Origin of the sequence: Priestia sp. YIM B13490 (assembly GCF_042787735.1) — a bacterium.
Lineage (GTDB): Bacteria > Bacillota > Bacilli > Bacillales > Bacillaceae_H > Priestia > Priestia megaterium.
Genome location: NZ_JBHZOT010000002.1, coordinates 731,189 through 749,599, shown reverse-complemented (window position 1 = coordinate 749,599; position 18,411 = coordinate 731,189). Strand labels below are relative to the sequence as shown.

General features: G+C 39.5%; 18 protein-coding genes. 12 read left to right on the top strand and 6 right to left on the bottom strand.

All coding sequences use genetic code 11. The annotated features are described in order from the left end of the window. Nucleotides 1-5: 5 nt before the first annotated feature. From aepX to ACFX4R_RS09120, 4 genes are read left to right on the top strand one after another with little or no spacing between them, the layout of a single operon-like run. The gene (aepX, locus tag ACFX4R_RS09135) at nt 6-1,523 is read left to right on the top strand and encodes a phosphoenolpyruvate mutase (RefSeq protein WP_340447638.1); all 1,518 of its coding nucleotides are present in this window, start codon (nt 6-8) and stop codon (nt 1,521-1,523) included. Then, the gene (gene aepY, locus ACFX4R_RS09130; RefSeq protein ID WP_165575544.1) at nt 1,516-2,646 is read left to right on the top strand and encodes a phosphonopyruvate decarboxylase; all 1,131 of its coding nucleotides are present in this window, start codon (nt 1,516-1,518) and stop codon (nt 2,644-2,646) included. The genes aepX and aepY overlap by 8 nt, the downstream gene beginning before the upstream one ends. After that, the gene (locus tag ACFX4R_RS09125) at nt 2,639-4,480 is read left to right on the top strand and encodes a 2-aminoethylphosphonate aminotransferase (protein ID WP_377569392.1); all 1,842 of its coding nucleotides are present in this window, start codon (nt 2,639-2,641) and stop codon (nt 4,478-4,480) included. The genes aepY and ACFX4R_RS09125 overlap by 8 nt, the downstream gene beginning before the upstream one ends. Nucleotides 4,481-4,487: 7 nt before the next feature. Then, nucleotides 4,488-4,910 carry an NUDIX hydrolase gene (locus tag ACFX4R_RS09120; RefSeq protein WP_013081823.1) on the top strand — a complete coding sequence of 141 codons (423 nt, stop codon included), beginning with the start codon at nt 4,488-4,490 and terminating at the stop codon, nt 4,908-4,910. A gap of 111 nt (nt 4,911-5,021) precedes the next feature. Here ACFX4R_RS09120 and budA read toward each other — a convergent pair whose 3' ends face one another. The 6 genes from budA to ACFX4R_RS09090 form a co-directional block, all read right to left on the bottom strand. Then, nucleotides 5,022-5,735 carry an acetolactate decarboxylase gene (gene budA / locus ACFX4R_RS09115; RefSeq protein ID WP_043980365.1) on the bottom strand — a complete coding sequence of 238 codons (714 nt, stop codon included), beginning with the start codon at nt 5,733-5,735 and terminating at the stop codon, nt 5,022-5,024. A gap of 16 nt (nt 5,736-5,751) precedes the next feature. Beyond that, nucleotides 5,752-7,431, bottom strand: a complete 1,680-nt coding sequence (gene alsS, locus ACFX4R_RS09110) for an acetolactate synthase AlsS (protein WP_377569390.1) — start codon at nt 7,429-7,431, stop codon at nt 5,752-5,754. Between the two features lie 226 nt (nt 7,432-7,657). Beyond that, entirely contained in the window at nt 7,658-7,822 is a 165-nt protein-coding gene (locus tag ACFX4R_RS09105) for an aspartyl-phosphate phosphatase Spo0E family protein (RefSeq protein ID WP_014461503.1), read from the bottom strand. 884 nt (nt 7,823-8,706) lie between these two features. Further along, nucleotides 8,707-8,904, bottom strand: coding sequence for a YwbE family protein (locus ACFX4R_RS09100; RefSeq protein WP_043980363.1), 198 nt, complete (start codon nt 8,902-8,904; stop codon nt 8,707-8,709). Beyond that, nucleotides 8,904-9,083 (bottom strand): hypothetical protein, encoded by a 180-nt coding sequence (locus ACFX4R_RS09095; protein ID WP_013055499.1) that lies wholly within the window; start codon nt 9,081-9,083, stop codon nt 8,904-8,906. Before ACFX4R_RS09095 ends, ACFX4R_RS09100 begins: the two co-directional genes overlap by 1 nt. An 84-nt stretch (nt 9,084-9,167) precedes the next feature. Continuing rightward, nucleotides 9,168-9,536, bottom strand: coding sequence for a winged helix-turn-helix transcriptional regulator (locus ACFX4R_RS09090; RefSeq protein WP_013055500.1), 369 nt, complete (start codon nt 9,534-9,536; stop codon nt 9,168-9,170). Nucleotides 9,537-9,865: 329 nt separating this feature from the next. On the opposite strand from ACFX4R_RS09090, the gene ACFX4R_RS09085 reads away from it, so the two are divergent. The 8 genes from ACFX4R_RS09085 (at nt 9,866) to ACFX4R_RS09050 (ending at nt 18,401) form a co-directional block, all read left to right on the top strand. Beyond that, nucleotides 9,866-11,065 (top strand): MFS transporter, encoded by a 1,200-nt coding sequence (locus tag ACFX4R_RS09085; protein ID WP_162213645.1) that lies wholly within the window; start codon nt 9,866-9,868, stop codon nt 11,063-11,065. 57 nt (nt 11,066-11,122) lie between these two features. Next, nucleotides 11,123-12,079 (top strand): LLM class oxidoreductase, encoded by a 957-nt coding sequence (locus ACFX4R_RS09080; protein WP_043980360.1) that lies wholly within the window; start codon nt 11,123-11,125, stop codon nt 12,077-12,079. Between the two features lie 224 nt (nt 12,080-12,303). Next, complete coding sequence (mdcH, locus tag ACFX4R_RS09075; protein WP_165575540.1) at nt 12,304-13,230, top strand: malonate decarboxylase subunit epsilon; 927 nt, start codon at nt 12,304-12,306, stop codon at nt 13,228-13,230. Nucleotides 13,231-13,267: 37 nt separating this feature from the next. Continuing rightward, entirely contained in the window at nt 13,268-14,920 is a 1,653-nt protein-coding gene (gene mdcA, locus ACFX4R_RS09070) for a malonate decarboxylase subunit alpha (protein ID WP_322551744.1), read from the top strand. Between the two features lie 5 nt (nt 14,921-14,925). Then, nucleotides 14,926-15,792: a triphosphoribosyl-dephospho-CoA synthase gene (locus tag ACFX4R_RS09065; RefSeq protein ID WP_043980354.1), complete on the top strand. Its 867-nt coding sequence runs from the start codon at nt 14,926-14,928 to the stop codon at nt 15,790-15,792. Nucleotides 15,793-15,815: 23 nt separating this feature from the next. After that, complete coding sequence (locus ACFX4R_RS09060; protein WP_013055506.1) at nt 15,816-16,118, top strand: malonate decarboxylase subunit delta; 303 nt, start codon at nt 15,816-15,818, stop codon at nt 16,116-16,118. Next, a complete protein-coding gene (gene mdcD, locus ACFX4R_RS09055; RefSeq protein ID WP_043980352.1) occupies nt 16,105-17,805 on the top strand; it encodes a biotin-independent malonate decarboxylase subunit beta in 1,701 nt (566 codons plus the stop codon). Before ACFX4R_RS09060 ends, mdcD begins: the two co-directional genes overlap by 14 nt. Then, complete coding sequence (locus tag ACFX4R_RS09050; protein WP_043980350.1) at nt 17,793-18,401, top strand: malonate decarboxylase holo-ACP synthase; 609 nt, start codon at nt 17,793-17,795, stop codon at nt 18,399-18,401. Before mdcD ends, ACFX4R_RS09050 begins: the two co-directional genes overlap by 13 nt. Nucleotides 18,402-18,411: the final 10 nt, after the last annotated feature.

The window sequence follows — 18,411 nt, the reverse complement described above, 5'->3', positions numbered from 1 at the left end:
TAGACATGAAGAAGACTAAACAGCTAAGAGAGTTGATAGAAAGTAAACAGCTAGAGTTTATTATGGAGGCTCACAGTGCGCTATCTGCAAAGATTGTAGAAGAAGCAGGGTTCAAAGGGATATGGGCCAGCGGCCTGTCATTATCTGCAGCACTGGGTGTAAGAGATAATAACGAGGCTTCATGGACACAGGTATTAGACATCTTAGAGTTTATGAGTGATGCAACGTCCGTTCCAATTCTTCTTGATGGGGATACAGGCTATGGGAACTTTAATAATGCAAGAAGATTAGTTAAGAAATTGGAGCAGCGAGACATTCCAGGCGTATGTATTGAAGATAAATTGTTTCCAAAAACAAACTCATTTATTAAAGGTGAAGCACAGCCGCTTGCAGATATTAATGAATTTTGCGGCAAAATTAAAGCAATGAAAGATAGCCAAAATGACGAAGATTTTGTAGTGGTATCGCGTGTAGAAGCTTTTATTGCAGGGTGGGGGCTGAAGGAAGCTTTAAAGCGTGCAGAAGCTTATCGCCAAGCGGGAACCGACGCCGTTTTGATTCATAGTAAAAGGTCAGATATGACAGAGATTGAAGCTTTTATGAAAGAGTGGGGAAACAGGCTTCCGGTTATTATTGTTCCAACCAAATATTATTCGGTTCCAACTGATAAATTTAGTGATTTAGGAATTAGCTTGAGTATTTGGGCCAACCATAACTTAAGATCTTCCATTACAGCTATGCAAAAAACGTCCGCTCAGATTTATTGCGATAAAAGTTTGATTAACGTAGAAAAAAATGTCTCTCCGCTTGAGGAAGTTTTCCGTCTTCAAAAAGCTGAAGAGCTCGACATCGCAGAGAAACTTTATTTAAGCTCTGCCAATCATAGCACGAACGCTATGATTCTGTTAAAAGAATCAGCAAATGAAGCTTTGATAACTGAGCAGATAAATCAGTTAAAAAAAGTCGGCGTGACAAATAGTATAAAAGTAGGTTCCAACAAAGCTATGGAAGATAAGGCGTTTCCTAATAAAGGAGAATTATATCATCTCTATGCTGCAAGAGATAAGCTAGGAACGGCTACTTTAATAAGCGATAGTAACATCGTATATAAAACACATGTTTTTGAGGAGTTAATTCATGAAAGCGGTGATATCACGATCGTAGCAGGAGCTGATTATGAGTTAAAAGGGAATCAAACATCTTATGTAACTGCTAAACTTCCCTATTCCAAGCAGCTGTATTCCAAAGCAGTAGACTTGATTCAAATGTCGTGCAATCCAAACTCTAACAACATTCACGGTGAATTCATTGGTCTTTGGAAAGTTTCTGGAAAAGGCACTGAGGTTGTAAAAAAAGCTTTGGAAGAATTGGCACAAAGAAAAGATTTTGCTCAGCTCACGTTTTCTGATTTCTTTAATTATATTAATCTAATTCACCCGGTTGCTGTTAAATATACGATGGGGTCATGGATAGATACCGAAACGTATACAAAGATTCAAAAAGATGGTGGGAGAAATGATTAGTACGTCCGTATTTGGAACTCAATTAAAAAAACTAGGTTTTCAATTTTATAGCGGGGTTCCTTGTTCCTATCTTAAACATCTTATTAACTACGCTATCAACGAATGTGAATATGTTGCAGCAGCAAACGAAGGAGAAGCGGTAGCGATTGCTGCTGGGGCATCAATTGCTGGCAACAAAGCAGTTGTTTTAATGCAGAACTCCGGATTAGCAAATGCTGTTTCCCCTTTAACCTCTCTTATTCATCCGTTTAAAATTCCTGTCCTTGGATTTGTCAGTTTTCGCGGAGAACCTGGATTTCCAGATGAACCGCAGCATGAATTAATGGGAGAAATTACTCCTTTCCTGCTAAATACAATGAAAATAAAATGGGAATATTTATCTTCTGATTTTGCCGAAGTTAAAAAACAATTACAGCGGGCTAATCAAACTGTTGAAAATAATGAAAGCTACTTCTTTATTGTAAAAAAAGGAACGTTTGAGCCAGTTAAGCTCTTAGAAAAATCAATAAAAAAAGTTACTCCTAAAATGAAAAGTGAACAGATAACAACCGATGAGTTACCTTCAAGGTATGAGGCATTACGAGTAGTTAATTCATTAAAAGACAACGATACTATTCAATTGGCCGCTACAGGAAAAACAGGACGAGAGCTTTACGAAATAGAAGACGCAAGAAATAATTTTTATATGGTTGGATCTATGGGGTGCGTTAGTTCCATTGGTTTAGGCTTAGCTTTGAGCAAAAATGAAAAGAACATCATTACAATTGATGGAGACGGAGCGTTGCTTATGCGCATGGGGAATCTAGCAACCAACGGATACTACTGTCCAGCAAATTTATTACACATTCTTTTAGACAATCAAACCCATGATTCTACAGGGGGGCAACATACGGTCTCTCATAACATTAATTTTGTAGATATTGCTTCTTCCTGTGGATATCAAAATTCCATTCATGTTCATAACTTACATGAGTTAGAGACGTATATCAAACAGTGGAAAAGTGATAAAAAATTAACGTTTTTATATCTTAAAATAGCGAAAGGATCTAAAAAGAACCTGGGGCGTCCTGAAATGAAGCCTTATGAAGTCAGAGAAAGACTGCAGGTGTTTTTAGATGATTAAAACAGCTGTTATTCTAGCTGCAGGGATGGGGAGCAGGATTCGTAAAAGAGCTGGAAACCGCCCTAAAGGGTTTTTGATGATTGATGAAAAATCGATTATTGAACATTCCATTTCCAAGTTAATAGAAGCAGGAGTCAAGACGATTTTTATTGGAACAGGATATATGAAAGAAGAATATGAAAAGCTAATGGTTAGATATCCTCAAATAAAATGTGTTTATAATTCTAGATACGAAACAACGGGAAGCCTGTTTACGCTGTATCAATTTAAAAATTATATTAAAGAAGATTTTTTACTATTGGAATCAGATGTAATTTATGAAAAGAATGCGTTGGAAACATTAGTAAACCATTTGAGATCAGACGTCATACTAGCGAGTAAATTGAACGGTGCTGGCGATGAAGTTTATATTGAAGCTGATGAGAATAATAACCTTAAGAATATGTCAAAACAAAAAGAAGAGTTGAATAGTATCTATGCAGAACTAGTTGGTTTAACCAAACTCTCTTATGCTACATTTCAGGGACTTTGTGATGAAGCAAATACGCTGTTCCAGTTTAATCAAACGATCGATTATGAATATGGCCTCGTTAAAATTTCCGAAAAAGCAAATGTGTATGTTCATAAACTGGATAATTTGGCATGGTGTGAAGTGGATAATGAAGATCACTGGGCAAGAGCAACTGCTATTGTTTATCCGATTATTAAAGCTCGAGAAGGTATTACGCATACAGTTAAGAGAAGTATACTCCTAAACCCCGGACCGGCAACTACAACAGATACCGTCAAATATGCTCAAATAGTGGAAGACATTTGCCCGAGAGAAAAAGAATTTGGAGAGACGGTGGAATTTATCTCTGCTGAACTAACAAAATTTGTGGGGAATCCAGAAAAGTATACTACGGTATTATTCGGCGGATCTGGAACGGCGGCAGTGGAATCGATTTTAAGTTCAGTAATTGATAATGGTACGGTTGTTATTATCAATAATGGTCCATACGGTGAAAGAATGTGTAAAATCGCTGAAATTTATGGACTAAATTATTTAGAATATAAAAGCTCCGCCGAGCAGGCTATTGATATGAACGACTTAGAAATTTTTGTGAAAAAGATTTCAACGAACGTTTCTTATCTGGCGCTTGTTCACTGTGAAACTTCCACGGGACTTCTTAATGATATTGAAAAAATTGGGGAATTTTGTGCAGTGAAAAATGTCGAAATGATTGTGGATGCAATGAGTTCGTATGCAGCTGTTCCAATTGACATGCAAAAAATGAATATAAGCTATCTAGCCGCAAGTGCAAATAAGAACCTTCAAGGAATGGCAGGCGTGTCGTTTGTTATAGCAAATAAAGACCGGTTAGAAAAAACGGAGCAAATAAAGCCTCGTAACCTTTATCTTCATTTATATGATCAGTATCGATATTTCCAAATGAATAAACAATTGCGTTTTACTCCTCCTGTTCAGACTATGTACGCCTTAAAGCAGGCAATTATAGAAACTCAGTGGGAAGGAATTGAGAAACGATATGAACGCTACTCAAAATCATGGACTACTTTAACGGATGGAATTACTCGGCTTGGGTTAACCTATTTGGTTCCTGAAACGCATCATTCTAAAATTATTACCTCTATCCTCGAGCCTTCCGATAAAAAGTATAATTTTGATATTATGCATGATTTTTTTTATAAACAAGGATTCACCATTTATCCTGGTAAAATTGATAAATTAGAAACGTTTCGAATAGCAAATATTGGTGATATCACATATAGAGATATAGAAAGATTTCTTCATCTTCTTGAACAATATCTTAACGGGCTAAAAGGAGAGTGAGAAAAAGTTGAATCAAAAATTAGCTGTAGCAGTTATGGTGGTAAATCAAGATCATCACGTGCTTCTAGTCAAGAACCATAGACGGGGATGGGAATTTCCAGGCGGTTTTGTTGAAGCAGGTGAATCAATAAAAGATGCGGGGATACGAGAAGTTAAAGAAGAATCTGGAATTGTTATTGAAGTAACCAACTTTCTAGGAGTAGAACAAGATGTTAAACGATCTACTACTGTTATTTTATTAAAGGGAAAAGCGATTAGCGGGGAAATTTCTGTCTCCAATGAAACGCAGGATGTGGGATATTTTACGTTAGAAGAAGCAAAAAATATAATTAAATTAGATAACTTTAAGGATCGAATGGCTAGATGTCTAAAAGAGACTGAAATACCATTTTTCTATGTTTTAAAAGACACAGGCTCTTTTTACGTATAGGCGGAAGGTTTCTGTGTTGTGCTAGAAATGAAGCCTGAACGCGATTAAATAAAAAACGCTCATCGTCATGCATGACGATGAGCGTTTTTTTATCAGTAAAAGTATCGTTGTTTATTCAGCCGTCGCAATTTCTTCTTCTACATCATGGTCTTCTAAATTAGCATTTAAAAATTCACTTGTTTCCGATAAATTGAGATTTAATTTCGTTTTTTTGCAGATTTGAATTGTAACATCTTGAACAGAGACATCTAAAACATGTCCCCCTTCTTTTTTATATTCATCAATAAAGTGCAGGTGGTAGCCGGGAACACCGATGCCTGAAGAATATTCTGGCGTATAAAAACCTGCTAGTGTTCCATTTACATCTGAAGATGTAAATGTAGGCTGATCAGCAGCCGCATCTACCATAGAAGGATAGGGCTTCTCTTGCTTTGCAACCGTGCGCGTTTTTACTTCTTTAAACTTTCCGTCAATGCGAACTGCATAGAATAAATTCGGGCTAGGAATAAGCTCGTTCATTAAGGTTTCTAGTTGTTCACGATTCATTTCCTTTTCTACACGATAAGAGATATCTTCATAAAAGGTTGTCATAATGGCAAAAGGTGTTTTTGCATCTTCGCCAATAGGCGCGGCTTTCCCATCAGCAATATGATAAAATTCTCCGTCAAAGGCAATCATTTCACCGTCCAATTGATTAAACGTACCGATGCCGAAATCACCTTTCTTAGCTAAATCCTTGTATGTGACAATACCGTCAAATACTCCGTCTAATAAAGCGATCATGGTGGAAGTTTGGTGAATCGTTAATTTTTCTTTATTGCTCATTCTTTACTCAGTCCTTTCAGTTAATTTGATCTGGCAGTAGATGTGTATTTAATTTTTCATTATCTTTATAATCTACAGGAACATCGATGATAACTGGGCCTTGTTCACGAAAAGCGCTTGCTAGAGTGTCCGAAAATTCTTCTGGTGAGTTAACTCTAAATCCTTTGGCACCAAAACTTTCAGCAAGCGTAACAAAGTCTACACTGCCAAACTCTACTGCAGATTTTCGGCCATATTTAATCTGCTGTTGAAAGCCAACCATATCGTAGGTTTGATCGTTCCAGATAATGTGAACAATTGGTAAGTTTAATCGAACGGCTGTCTCCAGCTCCATAGCTGAAAATAAAAACCCGCCGTCTCCAGACATGGACAGAACTTTTTTATGGGGGCGAACGAGTGCAGCTGAAATAGCCCAAGGCAAAGCAACACCTAGTGTCTGCATACCGTTGCTGAATAGTAAATGCTGAGGTTCATAGGAACGAAAATAACGAGCCATCCATATGTAATGCGAACCAACGTCACATGTGATGGTAGTATCATCTTCAACAAAGTTCTGCAGAGCTTCAATTAATTGTAGGGGATGAAGGTAAGTGTCATTAGAAAACTCGTACTGATCGTCAGGTTGTTCAAGTTTACTTTTTAGCGTTTTTAAAAAAGAAGCACTTTCTTTTGAACGTATTAAATGTGGGAGTTTATCCGCTAATATGTCAATTGTGCTTGGAATATCCCCTACTAACTCAATTTCCGGCTGATAATGGTGGTCAGCTTGTGCTTGTAAATCATCTAAATGAATAATGCTTCTTTGACTTTCTGAGTTCCAAAGAGAAGGAGGATATTCAACTGGGTCATATCCGATTGTTAAGACGACGTCAGCATGCTTCAATAAGACGTCTCCAGGCTGATTGCGAAAAAGACCTACTCGCCCAAAAAAGTGAGTTTCAAGCTCTCTTGAAACAGCTCCCGCACCTTGGAACGTTTCCACCACAGGAAGGTCATGTTCTGCTATAAGTTGACGGATTGATTCCACTGCTTTAGATTTACTTGCTCTCATACCTAAAAGCAAGACAGGTAGTTTTGCTGTGCGAATAGTGTGTATAGCTTGGGCAACAGCGTCTAAATTGGCAGTCCCAATCGTAGGAGCTTTTAAAACGGATAGAGTGGAAGCTGATGTTTCGCTATCCATTACATCCTGCGGCAAGCTGACAAAAGATGCTCCTGAAGGAGAAGAAACAGCTTCGCGAAAGGCGTCTGTTATCACTTCTGGAACGTTTGCAGCGTCTTCTACCTCAACGCTGAATTTGGCGATAGATTTAAATAGTCCTTCATTATCCATTGATTGATGCGTCTTTTTTAATCGATCTGCTCTTGGAACGGCTCCTGCTAGGGCTACCACTGGGTCACCTTCAGAAGTAGCAGTCACAAGGCCAGTGGCTAAGTTAGCGGCACCTGGACCTGATGTGACAAGGCAAACGCCCGGCGTACCTGTCAGTCTTCCCATAGCAGCTGCCATAAACGCAGCATTTTGTTCATGGCGGCAAACAATTACTTCTGGTCCTTTCTCTTTCAAAACATCAAATACGCCATCAATTTTGGCTCCTGGAATGCCAAAAATATAAGGCACATTCTGACTTGCCAAACTTTCTACTAGTAAGTCAGCGCCTTTTTTTGTTTCGGCAGTATCAGCATTACTCATCATGCATTCTCTCCTTTATGTTTCTTAGATAGGTTTTAAGGCCTACTGATTGAATACCCAATTTGTATGACAACTAACCTAAGGAAAGGAGAAGGTTTTAATTTTCTAAATAAAAAACTTCCCTATTAATTAGGGAAGCAGAGATGTACCTATTGCGAATAAAACATATCTGTTTTATTTGTAGGTTTATGGTACTTGAGGGATAGAAAGTGAAAGTCCAACGCGGCTCTTATTTGGTATGGTTAAAAAGCTTTTGGTAACTAACAATTTTTTGATCTAGCTTTTGACTTAATTTTAAAATTTCACCGTGAGAATAGCTGCTTGTTTTTTTAGCTAATTGGTAAATATCTGATTGTAAGGCTCGAATTTCTTTTTCTAACTGAGGTTGCTTCATTGAAATCCTCTCCAAGTCAGAATACTTCTATCTTCTATCTTCTATCTTCTATGTTTTATCTTTTATCTAATAGTATGAAATTCCTTCATATTTGTAAAATGTTTTTTGTTTTGAAAAATATGACATAGGTGAAGAGCTGCTAACAAGCTTTGTCGAACACTTTTTTTACCTGTTTTCAATAAATATGATATACTGAGACTAGGAAAAATGACAATCTGGAGCGCACGTTCAGTTATTCTTAACAAGCGAATGAATTCTTAGCTTTGACAAGTGCAACTTGTAAGGTGAAGAAATTCATCACATAATCTTATTAGATCTGAACCTTGTTAGCCCGGATGAGGATTTGTCGAAAACGATTCACTAGAGAAAACCTTCGAGACCGCCAACTCGGAGGTTTTTTTATTTTTGTGTATGGGAAGTAAAAAAAAGACATAGACTAATAAAGAAAAAGGTCCCGCACCCATAATCGGCCGTAGTTGATTACACCTTGTCCATTTCTGCAAGGAAGCTGTCTTTTTACTATAGGGAAGTGCCGCCAAACACGATTCCCTAAAGACAATCAGCACACGAGGCTTATGGATGAAGAACCTTTTAGACGATACTTATCGGTGATTACTTATTTTACTACTGGAAAAATAGCAAAATAAGAGCGACTATGGCTCCTAAAAGCTCTACGTAAGCCGTTAGGAGCTGAACATTCTCAGCATCTAGGAAAAATGACTTGAGGATTCGTCTCAGACTATCCACCACCTTTTTCTTCCTTGCGTGAATTCCCAAGGGAAAGAAAGGGGACGACAGTGCTTCTTTATTTTAACAAAAGTAGGAAATGATAAGTAGATTTATTTGAAGTGTAAATTAAAAAAGCATGTAGAATACATGCTTTTTTAATTTGGGTAAATTTCTTTTATGCGTCCGACTTGTCCATCTGTTAAACGGACTTTGATGCCGTGTGGGTGAAAGTTTGAATTGGTCAGAATGTCTTTGACCGTTCCGCGTGTAAGTTTTCCAGAACGCTGATCTGCTTTTAAAACAATGTCGACTTCAATTCCAGGAGCTACGTCTTTTCTATTTTGGCCGTTCATTATACACCTGTTCTCTTTCGCTGATTATTCGTTTTTTTTGTTTGTTGACTCGTCAGCTTTTTGGTTGCTTGATTGGTGCTGCTATTTTGAGCTTTACTTGAAGATTGATTCTTCTTATTAGCAAGCTGCTGTTTGATAGCATCTTGAAGACTAATTTTCTTTTTAAGTTGTTCTGTCATATGGGTTCCTCCTGAATATATACATCATCTGAAAAAACAAAGAAAGTAAGGGAATGAAAAAGCTGACTAGATAGTCAGCTTTTTTTAATTAGAAACAGTGACTTCTTCTACAGGCTGCATAAGTACAGCTTCTTTATCAGGATACGTTTTTTCAATATGATGTTCTCCCCAAGAGCATAATGAATCAAGAATGCTTTTTAAAGACCATCCGTAATCTGTTAAAGAGTATTCTACTCGAGGCGGCATTTCATTGTACATTTTTCTAACAATGATGCCGTCTGCTTCAAGTTCTCGAAGCTGCTGCGTTAATACTTTTTGCGTAACGCGCGGCATAATTCTTTTTAATTCTCCAGGGCGCTTTGTCCCTTTAATTAAGTGGCAAAGAATAACGACTTTCCACTTGCCTCCAATGACTTCTAGTGCCGCTTCCACTGGAATATTATATTTTTTCACGTTAACAACTCTCCTTGTTCTAGAGATAACGGTCAAATGCATGTTTTCGCATTTTTTCTGATGTTTATCATATCACTATAGAGCAAAATTTTCTAGGTGTAAGCATTTTTTTAGAATACCCAATAGTTCATGACTTTAGTATTTACGCTTATTGTAACCTCCAGGTGCCTATATCACTTGAAAGTGCGTACTTTTTCTTTGGTTTTACATCGCTCATAATAACAATTGTTGATGGCGAGTTAGCGAATATATGAAAGGTACCTAAGCTAATTAGCCGTAAGAGAAGCTATTATGAAGAAGTTATCATAACGAACAGGAGGCGTTAAGAAGTGAACACAATTTCACAAACACAACAAAGTAAAAAAAGCGGTGCTTTGCCGCTATTAGCGCTAGCTATTAGCGCCTTTGGAATCGGGACTACAGAGTTTGTTCCAGTAGGTTTATTATCATCGCTTGCAGATGATTTAAATATTTCCATTACACTAGCAGGGTTATTAATTTCAGGATACGCAATGGGAGTTGCATTTGGAGCTCCCGTATTAACAGCTTTAACAAGTAAAATGAGCAGAAAATCACTGTTGATGCTATTGATGGTTATTTTTATCGTAGGAAACTCAGTAGCAGCTTTATCAACAAGCTTTGGGCTGCTGCTTATAGCACGAATTATTACTGCATTTTCACACGGAATTTTCTTTTCTATCGGTGCGACTATCGCTGCTGATTTAGTGCCAGAAGATAAGCGAGCAAGTGCCATTGCTTTAATGTTTACAGGTTTAACAGTTGCAACTGTTACAGGTGTTCCGCTTGGTACATTTATCGGACAAGCTTTCGGCTGGAGAGCAACATTTTGGGGAGTAGCGTTACTTGGGGTTATTGCCATTATTGCAAGTGCTCTTTTAGTGCCTAAAAACTTAAAGGAAGCGCCGCCGGCAAAGTTTAGTGATCAATTGAAAATTTTGAAAAACGGGCCGCTTTTACTATCGTTTGCTATTACCGCCTTAGGATATGGCGGAACGTTTGTAGCTTATACGTATTTAGCACCTATTCTTGAAAAACTAACAGGATACGCACCAAGCGCGGTTAGTATCTTACTGCTGGTATACGGTGTAGCAGTAGCCATCGGAAATACAATCGGAGGAAAAGCTGCGAATAAAAACCCGTTAAAAGCATTATTTTGGATGTTTCTAATTCAAGCAGTTATCTTAGTTATTTTATCGTTTACTGCATCGTTTAAAGTAGCGGGAACGATTACGATTTTTGCCATGGGCTTATTGGCATTTATGAACGTACCTGGACTGCAAGTGCTGGTCGTGAACTTAGCTGAAAAGTATGTTCCTTCAGCCGTGAACGTAGCCTCTGCGCTTAATATTGCTGCATTTAACGTTGGAATTGCTATTGGTTCTTTTGTAGGCGGCCTGATTGTTGATTCGATTGGTCTTGTTCATACTCCTTGGATTGGAGGAGTTATGGTTTTAGGAGCGGTCTTATTAACAGCATGGAGCCGCTCAATAGAAGCAAAAGCAAAATAAAACAAGAGATCATCGCCTTTTGCGATGATCTCTTAGCTATAAAAGGAGAGGAAGTAAATGACTACATTTCAGCATCATAAGGCGTATTGTCGTATGTACAAGGAGAATGAGTTAACGTTAGGGTTGCATATGCCGCTTGAAAATTATCAATATGCCACGCCTACGATGGAGAAACAAGTAGAGCTCACGCAGCTTGCAGAACAATATGGATTTACAAGCTTATGGTTCCGCGATGTCCTTCTTCAAGATCCATCATTTGGCGATCCAGCCACGGGTCAAATTTATGATATGCTTATTTATTTGACTTATCTGGCCAGTCAAACAAAAGAAATTGCTCTTAGTACATCTGCTATTGTGCTGCCTTTGCGCCATCCGCTTCGCGTAGCTAAAGAAATGGCAACCATTGATCAGCTTTTTCCTGAGCGTTTGATTATGGGCGTATCTTCTGGAGACCGTCAAGCAGATTTTCGAGGGTTAGGTATTCCTCATGAAGAAAGAGGAAAGCGATTTGCAGAGGCTTTTCATTATTTAGAAGAAGCGTTAAATAAAGAATTTCCATCTATCCAGTCTGCTTTGGGATCCATTCAAGGAGCAAATGTCGTTCCTAAGCCAACGAAACGTATTCCGACGATGATCACGGGATACAGTCAGCAAAATATGGAGTGGTTTGCACAGTATGGAGACGGCTGGATGTATTATCCTCGTCATCCCCATTTTCAAGCAGAAGCTATTACACAATGGAGGAAACTGGTTGACATCTATTATCCAGGCGTTTTTAAACCTTTTACACAACCTATGCATCTAGATTTGGCAGAAGATCCAAATGAAATGCCAACGCCAATTCGTTTAGGATTTCGAGCAGGTCGTAATACATTAATTGAGCTTCTTTCTGTTTATAAAGAAATAGGAGTTAATCATCTCTTTTTTGCTCTTTTTGATAGCAAGCGTCCGGCTGAAGAAGTTATACATGAGCTTGGCGAAGAAGTGCTTCCGCATTTTCCAGCTCATCTGTAGCTAAAAGTACTTTAGTTGAAGATCCGAACGGGTTAGATTCTTACTGGAGAATCTAACCCGTTCGGATTTTTCCATTGATTTCGTTATGTCTCAATCCCTTTTTATATAGATTTCAAGTTATAGGATATATAAGAAATATGTATTAGAGTTATTGACCCTATGTTCTTTATAATAAAATTATCCATTATCTCCTTGGATGATATAAAGTCGAAAGGAGAAACACGATGAGTGTTGCATTTCTATTTCCAGGCCAAGGCGCACAATATGCTGGTATGCTTCATGATATAAAAAATAAATGGGGATTAGCGACTACGTTTGAAGAAGCAAGTGAGGTTTTAAATCAAGACGTATTATCTTTAGATTCGTCAGAAAAATTAAAATATAATAAAAATGTTCAAATATGTCTTTTTATTGCAGGAGTGGCTGCGGCTAGGTCGTTTAAAAACAAAGGATACTCGCCAGACGTGGTAGGAGGGCATTCTATAGGGGCGTTTGGAGCAGCAGTTGCATCTGAAGTGTTATCTTTTAAAGAAGCTCTTCTTCTTGTGAAAAAAAGAGGGAAACTGATGGAAAATGCTTATCCTGATGGTTATGGTATGGGGGTTGTGATGGGACTGCGTGAACATCAGCTTCTCTCTATTGTACATGAACTATCAACTGATGCAGCTCCTGTGTACGTAGCGAATCTAAATTCTCCCGATCAAATAACGATTTCTGGCACCTTAAAAGCAATCGAGAAAGTTCTTGAAAAAGCATGTAAAAAAGGGGCTAGAAAAACTAAAATGCTTCATGTAACGGTGCCTTCTCACTGTCCTCTTATGGAAGGAGTTTCGAGGGAATTACGAAAAATCATAACGGAAGTGAAAGGAAAGGACCCGTCCGTTCCTTTTATAGGTAACTGTAAAGCTCGGAAATTATGGAAAGCTGCTGATGTTAAGGAAGACTTAGCAGCGAGTGTTGCGATGCCCGTCCGTTGGCATGATACGACGGAAGTTATGTATGAAATGGGCACAAGATTATATATTGAAATGGCTCCAGGAAGAGTGCTAACGGATTTGGCTGCTAAGAGCTTCCCTGAAGCAAGGGCTATTTCGGCAGCCGAATCTACGATGAAAACTTTGCTGATTTTAATGGAAAAAGAAAAAATGTAAGCGTATTAATTTAGAAGTATCAGAAAGGAGCTAGAACATGAGTGGCATAAAAAAAACTTCAAAATCATGGACAACTCGCCGAGATCAAAAAGCAGCTCGCCTTGCGAAAGTAGACCATCTTCTTAAAGAAAAGTTATTGGGTAATGAACACATTATTGAAGCGTTAGAATTGCTTATATCACCCGGAGATAAAGTAGTGCTTGAAGGAGACAATCAAAAGCAAGCATCTTTTTTATCAAAGGCGCTGAATGAAGTAAGCGCTGATAAAATACACGGCCTTCATATGATTATGTCTAGTATTTCACGTCCGGAACATCTCGACATATTTGAAAAAGGAATTGCTGAAAAAATTGATTTTTCGTACGCCGGTGCTCAAAGCCTTCGCGTGTCTCAAATGATTGAAGATGAGACGTTGAAAATGGGAGAAATTCATACATATCTAGAGCTTTACGGACGTCTTTTCATTGATTTAATTCCGAACATTGCCTTAGTGGCTGCTGACAAAGCAGATGCACAAGGTAATTTATATACAGGAGCAAATACGGAAGAAACACCAACCATTATCGAAGCAACCGCGTTTAAGGATGGAATTGTTATTGTGCAGGTAAACGAACTTGTTGAAGAACTTCCGCGAGTTGATATTCCGGCTTCTTGGGTTGATTGTATCGTCGTGGCGGATCAGCCTTATCGATTGGAAGCTTTATTTACGCGAGATCCTCGTCATATTACAGAACTCCAAATTTTAATGGCTATGATGACAATTCGAGGTATCTATGAGCGCCACAGCGTACAATCATTAAATCATGGCATTGGCTTTAATACCGCTGCAATTGAGCTTTTGCTGCCTACTTATGGAGAAAAGTTAGGACTGAAAGGTAAAATATGCAAGCACTGGGCTCTGAATCCTCACCCCACGTTAATTCCGGCTATTGAAAGCGGATGGATTGAGAGCGTGCACTGCTTTGGCGGAGAAGTAGGAATGGAACAATACACAGCAGCGCGTCCAGATGTGTTTTTTACAGGACGCGACGGCAGCCTGCGCTCAAACCGTGCGATGTGTCAAGTGGCTGGTCAATATGCGGTAGATGCTTTTGTAGGATCAACTTTGCAAATAGATGGAGAAGGAAATTCTTCTACCGTCACATCTGGACGTTTGTCAGGGTTTGGCGGAGCGCCTAATATGGGGCATGACCCTAGAGGCCGTCGACATTCTACGCCTGCCTGGTTGGATATGATAAACGAGCAGCACGAACTAGCGAGAGGCAGAAAACTAGTTGTTCAAATGGTTGAAACCTTTCAATCAGGAAATGAGCCTGTTTTTGTGGAGTCTTTGGATGCGATAAAGGTAGCGAAACAAGCAGGCGTAGCTACTGCTCCTGTCATGATTTACGGGGATGATGTGACGCATGTTGTGACGGAAGAAGGAATTGCTTATTTATATAAAGCACAAAGCTTGGACGAAAGAAAAGCAGCGCTTGAAGCAGTAGCAGGGGTAACACCTATAGGCCTTCGATATAACCGAAATAAAGTGGAAAAGATGCGCAGAGATGGCTTAGTGGCTTTTCCCGAAGATTTACAGATTCGCCGTACAGAAGCAAAACGTTCATTATTGGCAGCAAGAAGTGTCGAAGATTTAGTAGAATGGTCGGATGGCTTGTATAATCCGCCTGCTAAATTTAGGAGCTGGTAAGAAATATGCGTATTCAAAGTATTCAAGAAGAGCCAAGACCAGCTGTGTTTTACTCATGTCTAATAGCTAAAATGGCAGTTACCGCTCTGGTTGATGAAGCGGTGCTTACACCTAAGCCTGGGCTTGTAGATGCAGCAACAACTGGATCTCATCAAGATATGAATATTGAGACGCTGTTAACTTCTGCTTATGCTTTACAACCGACCTTTTTACAGATTGCATTATACAGTCAAGGAAAGCAGCCAAGTCAGATGCTAAGGGAAGAAATTGCTCGAATTGGACGCGAGGGCGAACAAATTATGTACGGGGCTACGGATGGTGTTAATACACACAAAGGAGCCATTTGGGCATTAGGCCTACTTGCGTCTGCAACAGCGGTTTGCGGCATTCAAGCATCACCTGCATCCATCACAGAAGCTGCAGGAAAAATTGCTCGTTATGCAGATCGTTTTTGTCCTCTGCATTCATCTAATGGATTTCGTGTGAAAAAACAGTATGGCGCAAAAGGAGCGGCTGGAGAGGCGAAGCAAGGATTTCCTCACGTAATTCATATAGGCTTGCCTGCTTTACATAAAGCTCGCAAGCTAGGCATACATGAAACATCAGCAAGGATTGATACTTTAGTAACACTAATCGCCAACCTTGATGATACGTGTATTTTGCATCGTGCTGGTCCGGTTGTGTTAAAGGAGGTTAAAATGGCGGCATCCAATGTGTTAGAAGCTGGAGGGGTATCTACATCAATGGGAAAACAGCGGCTAGAAGCGTTAGATCATATACTTCTATCATCTAACGCTTCTCCAGGCGGAAGTGCAGATTTGCTGGCTGCTGTATTATTTTTAGATCGAATATCTCTTTTTAAAGAATCGTAAACGTCTGCAGGGAGGAGTGGCTAATGGAAACGTTAGTGTTTAAATACAAAGCCGATCGAAAGTTAACTCAGCGCGCACATGTAGGCGTTGTTGGTTCAGGGGATTTAGAAATTTTAATGGTTCCTTCTGATGAAGAACATGCTCACGTATCAGTACGAACAGGAAGTGAAGGATTTAGTGAAACCTGGAAAGCCGTATTAGACCGGTTCTTTAGTGTTCATACCATTCAAGCGAAAATTGTAATTAATGATTTCGGTGCTACGCCTGGTGTAGTCGCCTTGCGTCTTGCACAAGCTTTGGAGGTGAGTGAAAATGGGAGTGAATAATCAAAGCTTTATTGAGTTAAATGGAAGAGAACGAGCGCAGGCAATCTTAGATCAAGGAACATTCTATGAGCTGCTTGGCCCTTTTGACGGAATCGAATCGCCTCATTTACCTAAGCAAAATATTGTTCCTCAAAGCGACGATGGTGTCATTATAGCAGGTGGGCTGATAGCAGGAGAGCCAGCCGTTGTCATTTCAATAGAAGGAGGGTTTCAAGGGGGAGGCATTGGTGAAGTATCGGGAGCTAAAATTGCAGGAGCTTTAGAACTAGCTCTTAATAATCACAAAAAAGGTGTTCCTGTTAGACCTGTTTTTCTATTCGATACAGGAGGGGTAAGGCTCCAAGAAGCGAATTATGGACTTTTGTCGATATCTGAAATTGGCTCAGCTGTGGTTGCTTTGCGTGAGCATACACCTGTTGTTGGAGTTATTTCAGGAAATGTAGGCTGCTTTGGAGGAATGTCCATCACTGCTTCACTCTTTAGTTATCTCATTATGACAAAAGAAGCAAGGTTTGGCCTTAACGGCCCTGAAGTGATCGAACAAGAAGCAGGAGTTGAAGAGTTTGATGCAAGAGACCGAAGCTTAATCTGGAAAACGATTGGCGGTATTCAACGCTACGAAACCGGGTTTGCAGATACCTTAGCACAGGATGATGTCAAGGCTATTCAGCGAGCGGTTCAAGAGACGTTTCAGAAGAAAGGAAAAGCAACTAGTAAAACAGAACAAGTAGATTTTTACAGACATTTGCTTAGTAAGGTTGATCCTTCAGAAAAACTGGCTCCTGATCAGTTTCAAGAATTGTATAACACAACAAAAAATGAACCTATCCCTTCAACAGTCTCTTACTCGCTTAATGAAGTTCCAGGTAACATGCCCAACAGCCGCGGTCGCGTGTGGATCAACGCCTTAATAAATGATGAAGAAGCAGATTTTGAAATCCCTTCCGTTCTTTATAAAGACGCATTGCTAGGAAGAGAAAAGGTCCGATATATATCGGTTGTACCTAATCCTTATAATCGTTTCTTACGTGCACGGAAAGGGGAAGTAGGACTAGATGAAGGATGGGCAATTGCCAAGCATGTTCGTGAAATAATAAAAGAAGATCGAAATCAATCTCCTCGGCCTATAATCGCCATTGTGGACGTACCGAGTCAAGCGTATGGCTATCATGAAGAACTTCTAGGTATTCACTATGCTTGCGGTGCTGCGGCTGATGCTTATGCAGCAGCGCGCTTAGCAGGTCATCCAGTTATTACGTTAATTGTCGGAAAAGCAATTTCAGGAGCATTTCTGGCTCATGGATACCAATCAAATCGAATTGTGGCTTTAAAAGACGAAGGAGTGAATGTTCACGCCATGTCCAAACAGTCGGCAGCGCGCATTACTAAAAGAAGTATTAAAGAACTTGAAGAAGCTTCAAAGAAAGTCCCGTCCATGGCTTATGATATTGAATCATTTGCCTCACTTGGCGCTTTATATGAGCTGGTTAGCGGTATTCAAGCAGAGCAGCCCACAGAGCGCGACGTTCAAACGATTCAAGATATTTTGACTGGAGCCGTAGAAGATGTACGCCGTGAAGGTGTGTACGATTTAAGCACCCGGCTATACAGTGAGCAAGCAAGGAAGGAAGGGCGAAAAGCTTCTTTATTAGTAAGAGATGAGTTGGAAAAACAATGGAATATATAGCTCATGATTTGCTTCAGTTAAAAGAGGAAGCAATGCTTATCAGTTATACACCTATCCCTGATTGGGTGGAGCATTCTTTAGGGAAGACTCCGTTTGTCGTTGTAAGGCGGGCTGTTCACCGAGATAGCTTGATACCTGTTGGAGTAAGAGGAGAAAGAAGAAATCAGCGTTTTGGAGCATTTGTATCTGAACAGGCCGTTAAACAAAGAATTAGGCCGGAAGATCTCGTTTCTATTTTTCAAAACGGCCACTTTAGAAACATGCCAGCCACAGGTGCTTTAAAAGAAGTTGCTATTATTTTAAAAGATTTTGCGTGGGGACCAACCGGCAGTGTGGGATTCGAATTTGCAAGTGGTGCCGAAGTTGTTACAACAACTAGTGATGTGGATATACTTATTCGCCTTTCTTCTTATTTGTCGGTGGAACAAGCGCAACTGATAGTTAATCAGTTAAAAGAGTGTCCAGTTTCTGTAGATGTACAGGTAGAAACAGAAAAAGGAGCATTTTCTCTGGTGGAATATGCAAGGGGAGAAAAGACGCTGCTTCTGCGTACTGTATATGGACCTTCCTTAGTAAAACTGAATCAATTAGTATAAAAGACGGAAG

Bases quoted from the DNA above. Each gene is read 5' to 3' on its own strand.
- aepX (WP_340447638.1), top strand. From the start codon at position 6: ATGAAGAAGACTAAACAGCTAAGAGAGTTGATAGAAAGTAAACAGCTA.
- mdcD (WP_043980352.1), top strand. From the start codon at position 16,105: ATGGGAGTGAATAATCAAAGCTTTATTGAGTTAAATGGAAGAGAACGA.
- aepY (WP_165575544.1), top strand. From the start codon at position 1,516: ATGATTAGTACGTCCGTATTTGGAACTCAATTAAAAAAACTAGGTTTT.
- ACFX4R_RS09060 (WP_013055506.1), top strand. From the start codon at position 15,816: ATGGAAACGTTAGTGTTTAAATACAAAGCCGATCGAAAGTTAACTCAG.
- ACFX4R_RS09065 (WP_043980354.1), top strand. From the start codon at position 14,926: ATGCGTATTCAAAGTATTCAAGAAGAGCCAAGACCAGCTGTGTTTTAC.
- budA (WP_043980365.1), bottom strand. From the start codon at position 5,735: ATGAGCAATAAAGAAAAATTAACGATTCACCAAACTTCCACCATGATC.
- mdcA (WP_322551744.1), top strand. From the start codon at position 13,268: ATGAGTGGCATAAAAAAAACTTCAAAATCATGGACAACTCGCCGAGAT.
- ACFX4R_RS09050 (WP_043980350.1), top strand. From the start codon at position 17,793: ATGGAATATATAGCTCATGATTTGCTTCAGTTAAAAGAGGAAGCAATG.
- mdcH (WP_165575540.1), top strand. From the start codon at position 12,304: ATGAGTGTTGCATTTCTATTTCCAGGCCAAGGCGCACAATATGCTGGT.
- ACFX4R_RS09100 (WP_043980363.1), bottom strand. From the start codon at position 8,904: ATGAACGGCCAAAATAGAAAAGACGTAGCTCCTGGAATTGAAGTCGAC.
- ACFX4R_RS09080 (WP_043980360.1), top strand. From the start codon at position 11,123: ATGACTACATTTCAGCATCATAAGGCGTATTGTCGTATGTACAAGGAG.
- ACFX4R_RS09095 (WP_013055499.1), bottom strand. From the start codon at position 9,083: ATGACAGAACAACTTAAAAAGAAAATTAGTCTTCAAGATGCTATCAAA.
- ACFX4R_RS09125 (WP_377569392.1), top strand. From the start codon at position 2,639: ATGATTAAAACAGCTGTTATTCTAGCTGCAGGGATGGGGAGCAGGATT.
- alsS (WP_377569390.1), bottom strand. From the start codon at position 7,431: ATGATGAGTAATGCTGATACTGCCGAAACAAAAAAAGGCGCTGACTTA.
- ACFX4R_RS09105 (WP_014461503.1), bottom strand. From the start codon at position 7,822: ATGAAGCAACCTCAGTTAGAAAAAGAAATTCGAGCCTTACAATCAGAT.